This is a genomic window from Arsenophonus endosymbiont of Apis mellifera (assembly GCF_903968575.1).
In the GTDB taxonomy this organism is placed as follows: Bacteria; Pseudomonadota; Gammaproteobacteria; order Enterobacterales; family Enterobacteriaceae; genus Arsenophonus; species Arsenophonus apicola.
The window spans coordinates 1-11,085 of sequence record NZ_CAJCFU010000077.1 but is presented as its reverse complement, the minus strand read 5'-3'; the positions used below and the strand labels follow the sequence as shown (position 1 = coordinate 11,085).

Genomic DNA, 11,085 nt, shown 5'->3' with positions numbered 1-11,085 from the left:
TAGGAATATTATGAGCCTTAATTTTCTGGATTTTGAACAGCCGATTGCGGAGTTGGAAGCAAAAATAGACTCGTTAACGGCAGTAAATCGTCAGGATACCAAGCTAGATATTGACCTAGATGAAGAGGTCGCTAGACTTCGCGAAAAGAGTTTAGAGTTAACACGCAAAATTTTTTCTGACCTAGGTGCTTGGCAAATAGCACAACTTGCTCGTCATCCGATGCGACCTTATACCCTGGATTATACTCAGCGTATATTCACTCATTTCCAGGAGCTAGCGGGTGATCGTGCTTATGCTGATGATAAAGCTATTGTTGGTGGATTGGCTCGATTAGATGGGCGTCCGGTCATGGTTATTGGCCATCAGAAAGGCCGTGAAACCAAAGAAAAAATTCGGCGTAATTTTGGTATGCCAGCCCCAGAAGGATACCGTAAAGCTTTACGATTAATGGAAATTGCTGAGCGTTTTAAATTACCCATTATTACCTTTATTGATACACCGGGCGCATATCCTGGTGTTGGGGCGGAGGAACGCGGTCAGTCTGAAGCGATTGCTCGTAATTTACGCGAAATGTCGCGGCTCTCTGTACCTATTATCTGTACCGTAATTGGTGAGGGAGGCTCTGGTGGCGCATTAGCTATAGGCGTGGGGGATAAAGTGAATATGTTACAGTACAGCACTTATTCTGTTATTTCACCTGAGGGTTGTGCTTCTATTCTTTGGAAAAGCGCCGATAAAGCACCATTAGCCGCTGAAGCGATGGGGATCACCGCTTCGCGTCTAAAATCACTTAATTTGATTGATAACATTGTTGAAGAACCGCTGGGTGGCGCACATCGTAATTATGAGCAAATTGCGCATAATCTTAAGCAGCGTATTTTAACTGATTTAAGTGATATTGATGTATTTAGTCCCGAAGAGTTGAGAAACCGTCGTTATCAACGTTTAATGGAATGTGGTTATTGCTGATATTGCGGTAGCTAACTAATAAAATGGAAATAACTATTAATGGTTATTTCCATTTTTTTATTGATTTAAAATGATTGATTGTTGATTGTTGATTGTTAATTGTTGATTGTTGATTGTTGATTGTTGATTGTTGATTGTTGATTGTTGATTGTTGATTGTTGATTGTTGATTGTTGATTGTTATCAGAAATCATCGTTAGAAAATTTATTCCTCATTTTGTTTTCTAAGTAAATTTTATTTAATACAATACATTATATTAATACTATTAGTATAATGAGTGGAAAATAGAGCAAATAATTAATGCCGGAAGAGGTAGTAAAAATAATTATGAATGTTGATGAGGCTGCATTACTAAAGCAAATTATAAAAACTATCGGCTCTACATGCCGAATATTGGTAGGCTTTAGTGGTGGATTGGATTCAACAGTTTTATTACATGCTTTAGTGACATTACGTCAAACCACATTGCCAAACCTTAACATCCGCGCAGTTTATATTCATCATGGACTCAATGATAAAGCTGATGAATGGGCTATCCATTGCCAGAAAGTTTGTTGTGACTTGCAGGTAGCGTTTTATTCACAACAGGTTTATATCGATCCGACTAAAAAAGGGATAGAAGCAGCGGCGCGCGATGCGCGATATCAAGCGTTTCGTGAAATATTATTACCAGAAGAAATTATTGTAACTGCTCAACATTTAGATGATCAGGCAGAAACTTTTTTATTAGCATTAAAACGAGGGAGTGGGCCATCAGGTTTATCTGCCATGCCAATTTCTATTCCGTTTGCTGATAGCTATTTAATCAGACCCCTATTATCATTTAGCCGTCAGCAATTGGTTGTTTATGCGCAAAAAAAAGCGCTTAGCTGGATAGAGGACGATAGTAACCAAAATCAGCGCTATGATCGTAACTTTTTACGTTTAACAATAATGCCGCATTTTAATCGCCGCTGGCCGCATTTTTCGCAAGCAGTCGCCAGAAGTGCTAGTTTATGTGCTGAACAAGAAGCCTTACTAAATGAGTTACTACAAGATTACTTATCTCAGCTAGTAACGGCGGAGGGAGCCTTGCAGCTTGATGCGTTAGCAAGTTATTCTGAAATAAAACGCAACGCAATATTACGCCGTTGGTTAAGTTTACATCGAATTTTGATGCCTTCACGGGTTCAATTAAAACAGATTTGGCAAGACGTGATCTGTGCTCGGCCAGATGCCGAACCGCAATTTACGTTAGCTAACAACAATGTTATTCGACGTTTTAAACAACAGCTTTGGTTGTTACCACAATTTAACGATCTGACCAAAATTTGTTTAGCCTGGCAACTACCTACCGCGATTAAATTGCCCGATAACTTAGGGACGCTAATGATCGCAGATACGGGGGAGGGTATTCGCGCACCATTTTCCCATGAGAAAGTGACTATTCGATTTGGATTAAAAGGTAATATTAAAATTATTGGTCGCCAACACGCTAGACGAAGTAAAAAGCTTTGGCAAGAATTAGGTGTTGCTCCGTGGTTAAGAGAAAGAACACCTTTGATTTATTATAATGATGAACTTATTGCGGCTGTTGGTGTATTTATTACCGAATCAGGGCGATGTATTCAAGGGCAGTCTGAATTGAAGGTAAAATGGCTAACAGATAAAAAACCCTTACTTTACAAGTAAGGGCTATCATTGCGCTGGTTTAATCATGGTTTCTTTTATGATCCAGAATGATCAATAACGATATTTCCAATTTCAGGATGACTAAAACTAACAATATGATCTAATCGCAGTTGCTTTTTCTCATTAGCCACATCAACAATCAGATATTCAACCTGTTTCTTTAACTGTAGATCAATTGCTTTGCCTGCAATAATCTCCCCATTATTCAGTTTTATGGTTAATTGAAGACTATGTTGACAAGCGAGTTCTAAATAATCATAGTCATCACAGTTTATGGGTTTGTATTCAGTATCTTTAGACATAATCCCTCACCACTATTGTTAAGTGGCGGTTATTTGCCGCCTTCGAATATTTGTAATTATAAGCATCTACTGCTTAAAGCGCATAATTGTCCCTGACTTTTTTTGTAACGAAGAAAGAAAAGGTCAGTATGATTTTGGCTAATATTTATGCTACTCAATGAAATCAAATAAAAAGTTTTAAATATTGTTTAACCAGGTAAAATGATTTGGCCAAAATAAACGATTGTTATTGTAATATATCTATTTTGTTGATGGATTTTGGAGCGAATGATGAATCAAAAAGTATTAATAATATTGCTTACAATTGGTGCGGTGAGCTTTGCTGGCTGTCAGCATAAATTACCACAATCTCCAAGCCAGCCAGTGGATAAAGTTTATACTGGCGTACTCCCTTGCGCAGATTGTTCAGGTATTGAAACAACAGTTCTTTTTAATCCGAATGGTACATTTATTGAACAATTAACTTATTTAGGTAAGGAAGACCAAAAAAATACTTTTTTTTCTAGCGGAAACTGGACAAAAAAAGACACTAAATTATTTTTGATTGATACTGAAGAGCAAAAAACCTATTTTCAACCTAGCACTGATGGTAAAACAATAGAATATCTCGATCAGGATGGAAATAAAATAGAAAGCAATTTAAATTATACATTAGAGCAAGTAACACCTGACAAAAAGAGCGGAGAATATCGCTATATCGCCGACGCGGCTCTATTTAAGGAGTGTAAAACAGGACGTACTTATACTGTCAATGGTATCGATTTAGAAAACCAATATCGTGCAACTGGTGTTGAAGCAGGTAAACCGGTTTATGTTGAAGTTGAGGGCTATTATACCATCCGCCCTTCAATGGAAGATGGATTGTTTGATACAACATTGATCCAGACAGGCACGATTAAATTTGATAAATTACGAGCTTGTCCATCTCACTAATTATCAGTTATATGTAATGCCCAGCCAAAAATAACTGGGCATTTTGCCTCAGCGTGGCTGATTAGCTAAGTTTTGCTTGCAGAAAATCAACTATCCCAGCAAGGTTAATATATTCTTTCTCATTATTTCGCCGCTGTTTATATTCAACCTCGTTGTTATCTAAATTACGATCACCGATCACAATCGTATGAGGTATGCCAATCAGCTCCATATCAGCAAACATCACACCAGGCCGCTCTTTGCGATCATCAAAAAGGACATCAATCCCATTGGCTTGCAAATCACGGTAAAGTTTTTCAGCAACCTCTTTAACTCGATAGGATTTATGCATATTCATCGGTAAAATAGCAACCTGAAAAGGCGCGATCGCATCAGGCCAAATAATTCCTTTATCATCGTGGCTTTGTTCAATTGCCGCTGCGACAATCCGCGTGACACCAATACCATAACATCCCATCGTTACCGATTGATTATGGCCATCTTCATTTTGCACACTGGCTTTCATTGCTTCAGAATATTTAGTTCCAAGTTGAAAAATGTGACCAACTTCTATTCCACGTTTAATTTGTAGTGTACCCTTACCGTCTGGACTTGGATCACCTTCTACGACATTACGTAGATCATAAACGTCGGGCAAAGGGAGATCACGTTGCCAATTGATACCAAAATAGTGTTTATGATCGATATTGGCGCCAGCACTAAAATCACTCATCACGGCAACGCTGCGGTCGACAATCGCCGGTATTGGCAAGTTAACAGGGCCTAATGAACCTGGGCCAGCTTTCAGAGTGGCGCGTATTTCTTCTTCTGTTGCGAATTTCAATGGACTTGCGACCAGAGGATGTTTCTCTGCTTTTATCGCATTTAATTCATGATCACCCCGGATCAATAAGGCAATCAGCTGATGGCCACTCTCTTTTGCGGCACTAACAATTAAAGTTTTAACTGTTTTCTCAATAGGTAAATTATGTTGCTCAACAAGCTCGGCAATGCTTTTGGCGTTAGGTGTATCGACAAGACGCATATTTTCAACGGGTGCAGCTCGTTCTTTCGTAACACAAATGGCTTCGGCTAGCTCAATATTAGCGGCGTAATCTGAAGCGGTAGAAAAAACAATATTATCTTCACCACTATCTGCTAATACTTGAAATTCATGTGATGCATTACCCCCAATAGAACCAGTATCTGCTTGAACTGCCCTAAAATTGAAGCCAATACGCGTAAAGATTGCACTATATGCCGCATACATAGCATCGTAAGTTTGTTGCAGAGAGTTTTGGTTGGTATGAAAAGAATAAGCGTCTTTCATAATAAATTCACGGGAACGCATAACGCCAAAACGTGGTCTTACTTCGTCACGAAATTTTGTTTGGATTTGATAAAGGTTCAACGGAAGCTGCTTGTAAGAAGTTACTTCGTTACGAATAAGATCAGTAATCACCTCTTCATGAGTTGGGCCCAACACAAAAGGTCGCTCGCCACGATCAACAAAACGAAGTAATTCTGGCCCATATTGCTCCCAACGCCCACTTTCTTGCCATAGATCTGCTGGCTGAATTATTGGCATGGAAATTTCAATTGCTCCAACGCGGTTCATTTCTTCACGAATTATGTTCTCAACTTTGCGCAGCACACGAACACCGGTTGGTAGCCAGTCATATAGCCCTGAAGCAAGTTTACGGATCATACCTGCGCGAAGCATCAGCTTATGACTGATAACTTCAGCGTCGGCGGGAGTCTCTTTTAAAGTAGAGAGAAGATATTGGCTTGTACGCATTATTAGCTTCCATCAACGACGAATTACTTCCAGTTGGCATTAACCAACCATTAAAACAAAATTATTCCTAGTCTACCAGCGACTTGCTATTGTCAAAAGCGATAACTTAATTTTTTAGCCTATCTAAGGAGAGAACGACAACCATATTGGTTGAAATCTGCCATCTAACGTTAAAATCAAGCAGATGGACAGCGTAAATTTTTTCATCAGCAACATTTTTTTTATATGCCGGACGCGGATCTTGGGCTAAAACTTGACGAATAAAACGCTCAAGGAAAGGGTAGCGAGTTTGTTGTTCAATTAGCTGTTTTTGGGCAATAGCAGCAAAAACAACAGACATTTCACTGACCGGCGCAGCTTGGGCAAATCCAGCAACCGCTTTTGGTAAAGATTCGGCAAAAGGAATATAGGGTTTTATATCAACAACAGGGGTTCCATCAACTAAATCAATACTACCTAGAGTCAGACCTACTTCGTTATCACGGATAGTTAAGTTTTTCAATTCAATTAATGACATACCTATTGGATTAGGACGAAATGGAGAACGAGTGGCAAAAACCCCCATTTTAGTATTACCACCTAAACGGGGAGGTCTTACCAATGGGCGCCAACTTTGTTGTATGGTTTGATGAAAAATGAAAATAACCCAAATATGGCTAAATTGTTCTAATCCGCGAACCGCATCAGGATGATTATAAGGCGGCAATAGACGCAGATAACCCCGTCCGTCATCAATTAAGCCCGGTTGTCTCGGGATAGCAAATTTTTCTTTATAAGGTGATTCTATCACCCCAATTACCTTAAATTGAAAATTATTCATTGATAATATTCAGCGCAGAGCCTTCACAGATAGCAGTTTGATAACAATCTGGTGTACTAATTATTTCACAACGATGCAATAATACGGCATTGGCACCTAAAGAAGAGGCCTTTTTCAACATGTTTTTTTTTGCGATTGGAATACTTACACTGGGAGCTTGTCGATTAGGTTGGCATGAAATACCGGAAACAATATCCAAATCTTTAAATGGCTTACCTAATAACACTTCTGTTTTATCAATAATTTTTACCATAGATCCCTTTCGCGGTGAGATTTTTTTGATAACATTTTTTTGTTTTTTAGCGAGTTATCTTGTTTATTATATTCAGTTGCAGAAAGCAAATTACAGCCTGAGATACAGAGTGTAAGACAACAGAGTAATAGGCGCATATCCATTCCTTTTTAAAGAAAACAAATAGAACTAATAACCAGTTTTAGCCATCATAATAGAAATAATTGGCTGAATGAATTTAATAATAAAATAAGCGGATTATATCCGCTTATTTTATTAAAATGTTACTCTTTTTGATAAAGCGATTACCAACCAGGAATAGCACCACCGTCAAAAATTTTATTTGCTGCCTCAGCAACTTCGGCGGATTGATAGGCTTTAATAAATTTTTTCACATTTTCATTATCTTGATTATCTACACGACTGACGATGAGATTTACATAAGGTGAATTTTTGTCTTCAACGAACAATCCATCTTTTGCTGGCGTTAATTTAGGTTCGGCGCTACTAGCCCACGTTGTATTAATAATCGCAAGTACAATCTTGGGATCATCTAGACTACGAGGCAATTGTGGCGCTTCCAATTCAATAAAATTCAACTTTTTAGGATTTTCAGTGATATCCAATACAGTAGGTTGTAAACCGGCACTTTCGCTTACTTTGATTAGCCCTTGTTTTTGTAACAGCAATAGTGAACGTCCCAAATTGGTTGGATCATTGGGAATAGCGATTTGGGCACCATCAGCTAGTTGTTTAACAGACTTAATTTTTTTAGAGTAAGCTGCAATAGGATAAATAAATGTTTTGCCAACAGCGACTAATTTATAATTGCGATCTTTAATTTGTTGCTCTAAATAAGGTTTATGTTGAAATGCATTAACATCAATATCGCCTTTGTCTAGAGATTCATTTGGCAGGACAAAATCATTAAAGGCAACTAAATCTACATCAAGCTGATATTTTTCTTTGGCAACTTTTTGTGCGACTTCAGCCACTGCTAACTCTTTGCCCATAATGACCCCCACTCTGATGTGATTAGGTTTTTCTGTTTTTTCACCACAGCCACTAAAAAATAATATACTTAATAGTCCTGCAACAGCGGCGCTAGTTTTTATTTTGATAGACATAATTACCTCTTTAAGACCCACTAAGACTCAGTTTAACCTTTTTAAGCAGTGATTCTATTTACGTGTTTTTTTCATTAGATGATTGCCAACAAATTGAATAGCGAAAACTAAAATAATCAGTAAAGCAAGTACCGTATTCATCACAGTTGGGTTATAGGTATAATAGCCGTATTGCATCGCAATCTGACCTAATCCGCCAGAACCCACCGCCCCGCCCATCGCAGAGTAACCGACTAACATAATTAACGTAATGGTCGCTGCGTTGACTAAACCGGGTAAAGATTCAGGTAACAAGATTTTAGCAATGATTTGTAGCGGCGTTGCGCCCATTGAACGAGCCGCTTCAATTAAGCCATTGGGGATCTCTAACAGCGTATTTTCCACCATACGGGCAATGAAAGGTGCTGCGCCGATAGTCAGTGGAACGATAGCAGCCTGAATACCGATAGATGTGCCGACGATGAATTTAGTTAATGGAATAATCCAAACCAGTAAAATAATAAATGGAACGGAACGAAACACATTAACTAATGCAGATACTGTTCGGTATAGTGTCTGGTTTTCCATAACTTGGCCGGGGCGTGTTACATAAAGTAATATTCCAATCGGAAGTCCTAATAAAAACCCCAAAAATCCTGACACAAAAGTCATAATAAGTGTATCAAGGGTACCATTTAGTAGCAGGATAATCATTTTTTCAGACATAACCTAAGATCTCCACTTTTACATGGTGCTCTTCTAAAAAGGTAATTGATTTTTCAATATCTTCATCAAGACCATGAAGTTCAGCCAGCATAAAACCAAATTTAACCCCACCGGCGTAATCAATTTGTGAACTTAATATATTAATGTCGATATTAAATTTTCTAGCTACCATTGAAATCAATGGCGCATCGACCGACTTGCCGGTAAATTCCATTTTCAATAATGGCGATAAATCGGATGCCGGCGTCATCTGTAAACGCCTTTGATAATCTTCAGGAATATCTAATACCAGGGTTGATTTAATAAAATTTTGCGCAATCGGTGTCTTTGGATGAGAAAATACTTCACTCACGCTATCTTGTTCTATTAAGCGCCCTTCACTGATGATCGCGACTTGATCGCATATACGTTTTACAACGTCCATCTCGTGAGTAATAAGTAAGATGGTTAAACCTAAACGTCGATTAATATCTTTCAATAACTCAAGAATAGAACGGGTTGTTGCCGGATCTAATGCGCTTGTTGCTTCATCGCATAATAGTACTTTAGGAGAATTGGCTAAAGCGCGAGCTATAGCAACACGTTGCTTTTGTCCACCAGATAGACTAGCTGGATAGGCATCTTTTTTATTTGCTAAACCGACTAGTTTTAATAACTCTGTTACGCGTTGATGGATCTTGGCTCTTGGTGTGTTATCTAGCTCCAAAGGCAAGGCAATATTATCAAAAACATTTCGCGACGAAAGTAGATTGAAATGCTGGAAGATCATTCCGATAGTACGACGTGTGAAGATTAACTCTTTTTCAGAAAGATCGGCCAACGCTTGTCCATCAATGAATACTTCTCCTGATGTAGGGCGCTCAAGCATATTGACACAACGAATTAGCGTACTTTTCCCGGCACCGGAAGCACCGATAACCCCGTAAATTTGGCCTTGAGGAACATGCAAATTAATATTGGTTAGTGCATGAATTGCATTTGTTCCTTGGTGAAAAATTTTATTAATGTTAGAAAGTCTTATCATTGTGATCTACTAAATAATGGAAATTGGTGAGAAAATTCGATCATATTTGGTCTGGATGTTAAGGTGTCTAGACGTCTAAGTCAACAAAAATGTAAATATTGATCTTGTTCTTATTTAACCGCTTTTCATATAATCAACGAAGTTAAATTTAATGGAGTAATACGGTGAGTCAAAGTATTCCGGCGATTTTCCTTGATCGTGATGGTACCATTAACCACGATCATGGTTATGTTTGTGAGATAGATAATTTTCAATTTATCGAAGGTGCCATTGAGGCAATGCTTGAATTGAAAAAAATGGGTTATGCATTGATTCTGGTTACCAATCAATCAGGTATTGCCAGAGGATTGTTCACAGAAGCACAATTTCTTGCATTGACGGAATGGATGGATTGGTCTCTTATTGATCGTGGCGTTGAGCTTGATGGCATTTATTATTGTCCTCATCATCCGGATGCAATTGAACAAAAATATAGACAAATATGTAATTGCCGTAAGCCGAAGGCCGGTATGTTATTGGCAGCGCAAAAACACCTCAATATTGATATGAAAGCCTCTTATATGGTGGGCGATAAACTTTCTGATATGCAAGCCGGTAAAGAGGCGCATATTGGAACAAATGTATTGGTTACTACAGCAAAGTCTGTCACGGAAGATGATAAAAAATATGCTGATTGGATTATAAATAGTCTGGCAGATTTACCGAATAAGATAAAAAAGCGTCAATTAAAATGAGCGTATTGTTCATAAATAAAGCAAAATTATTTTTTTCAAAAAAGTACTTGTGTAAAGATAAAATAAATCTATAATGCCCATCCTGTTATCGCAACTTATTCATCAACTAGTGAATAAAAGTATAACGAGAATTAAGGTGAAAAGCGTAATATACGCCACCTCGCGACCTGGGTCGCACGCTCTTTAACAATTAATCAGACAATCTGTGTGGGCACTCGCAAGACATCATCAAAAACTATTTGAAGATTAAGTCTTGAAGAGTGACAAAACAGTTAATTCATATATGAACTAATAAGCAGTAACGTGATTTTGGGCCACAGCGAAGGCGTTAAAACGTCGACAAAGTGGCAAAAAGAAGCGTTACGGCCAGTAAAACATTCTTTGAGCATCAAACTTTTAATTGAAGAGTTTGATCATGGCTCAGATTGAACGCTGGCGGCAGGCCTAACACATGCAAGTCGAGCGGCAGCGGGAGAAAGCTTGCTTTCTTGCCGGCGAGCGGCGGACGGGTGAGTAAGGTATGGGGATCTGGCCGAAGGCGGGGGATAACCACTGGAAACGGTGGCTAATACCGCATAATCTCTAAGGAGCAAAGTGGGGGACCATTAGGCCTCACACCTTCGGATGAACCCATATGAGATTAGCTAGTAGGTGGGGTAAAGGCTCACCTAGGCGACGATCTCTAGCTGGTCTGAGAGGATGATCAGCCACACTGGGACTGAGACACGGCCCAGACTCCTACGGGAGGCAGCAGTGGGGAATATTGCACAATGGGCGCAAGCCTGATGCA

At 38.8% G+C, this 11,085-nt stretch carries 11 protein-coding genes and 1 rRNA gene; 5 read left to right on the top strand and 7 right to left on the bottom strand.

Translation table 11 applies throughout. The features are described from left to right. Positions 1-10: 10 nt before the first annotated feature. Both accA and tilS read left to right on the top strand, forming a co-directional pair. Positions 11-970: an acetyl-CoA carboxylase carboxyl transferase subunit alpha gene (gene accA, locus H1X92_RS12440; RefSeq protein ID WP_180560446.1), complete on the top strand. Its 960-nt coding sequence runs from the start codon at positions 11-13 to the stop codon at positions 968-970. A 300-nt stretch (positions 971-1,270) separates the two neighbouring features. Further along, positions 1,271-2,641 carry a tRNA lysidine(34) synthetase TilS gene (gene tilS, locus H1X92_RS12435; RefSeq protein WP_233458163.1) on the top strand — a complete coding sequence of 457 codons (1,371 nt, stop codon included), beginning with the start codon at positions 1,271-1,273 and terminating at the stop codon, positions 2,639-2,641. Positions 2,642-2,676: 35 nt separating this feature from the next. On the opposite strand, the gene rof is transcribed toward tilS, so the two are convergent. After that, complete coding sequence (gene rof, locus H1X92_RS12430) at positions 2,677-2,943, bottom strand: Rho-binding antiterminator (RefSeq protein WP_180560445.1); 267 nt, start codon at positions 2,941-2,943, stop codon at positions 2,677-2,679. Positions 2,944-3,210: 267 nt separating this feature from the next. Between rof and nlpE the strand changes: the two genes are divergently transcribed. Next, positions 3,211-3,876, top strand: coding sequence for an envelope stress response activation lipoprotein NlpE (gene nlpE / locus H1X92_RS12425; protein ID WP_304488596.1), 666 nt, complete (start codon positions 3,211-3,213; stop codon positions 3,874-3,876). Between the two features lie 61 nt (positions 3,877-3,937). On the opposite strand, the gene proS is transcribed toward nlpE, so the two are convergent. The 6 genes from proS to metN all read right to left on the bottom strand — a co-directional run bounded on the left by proS (position 3,938) and on the right by metN (position 9,561). After that, positions 3,938-5,653 carry a proline--tRNA ligase gene (proS, locus tag H1X92_RS12420; RefSeq protein WP_180560444.1) on the bottom strand — a complete coding sequence of 572 codons (1,716 nt, stop codon included), beginning with the start codon at positions 5,651-5,653 and terminating at the stop codon, positions 3,938-3,940. Between the two features lie 106 nt (positions 5,654-5,759). Next, positions 5,760-6,473: a tRNA (N6-threonylcarbamoyladenosine(37)-N6)-methyltransferase TrmO gene (gene tsaA / locus H1X92_RS12415; protein WP_180560443.1), complete on the bottom strand. Its 714-nt coding sequence runs from the start codon at positions 6,471-6,473 to the stop codon at positions 5,760-5,762. Continuing rightward, complete coding sequence (gene rcsF / locus H1X92_RS12410; protein WP_233458162.1) at positions 6,466-6,726, bottom strand: Rcs stress response system protein RcsF; 261 nt, start codon at positions 6,724-6,726, stop codon at positions 6,466-6,468. Before rcsF ends, tsaA begins: the two co-directional genes overlap by 8 nt. A gap of 284 nt (positions 6,727-7,010) precedes the next feature. Continuing rightward, positions 7,011-7,832, bottom strand: a complete 822-nt coding sequence (locus H1X92_RS12405; protein ID WP_180560442.1) for a MetQ/NlpA family lipoprotein — start codon at positions 7,830-7,832, stop codon at positions 7,011-7,013. 54 nt (positions 7,833-7,886) lie between these two features. Then, entirely contained in the window at positions 7,887-8,537 is a 651-nt protein-coding gene (gene metI, locus H1X92_RS12400; RefSeq protein WP_180560441.1) for a methionine ABC transporter permease MetI, read from the bottom strand. Continuing rightward, a complete protein-coding gene (gene metN / locus H1X92_RS12395) occupies positions 8,530-9,561 on the bottom strand; it encodes a methionine ABC transporter ATP-binding protein MetN (protein ID WP_180560440.1) in 1,032 nt (343 codons plus the stop codon). The genes metI and metN overlap by 8 nt, the downstream gene beginning before the upstream one ends. A 164-nt stretch (positions 9,562-9,725) precedes the next feature. On the opposite strand from metN, the gene gmhB reads away from it, so the two are divergent. Continuing rightward, on the top strand, positions 9,726-10,295 hold the full coding sequence (gmhB, locus tag H1X92_RS12390) for a D-glycero-beta-D-manno-heptose 1,7-bisphosphate 7-phosphatase (RefSeq protein ID WP_180560439.1): 570 nt from the start codon (positions 9,726-9,728) through the stop codon (positions 10,293-10,295). Positions 10,296-10,692: 397 nt separating this feature from the next. Continuing rightward, a 16S ribosomal RNA gene (locus H1X92_RS12385) occupies positions 10,693-11,085 on the top strand; the annotation flags it as partial.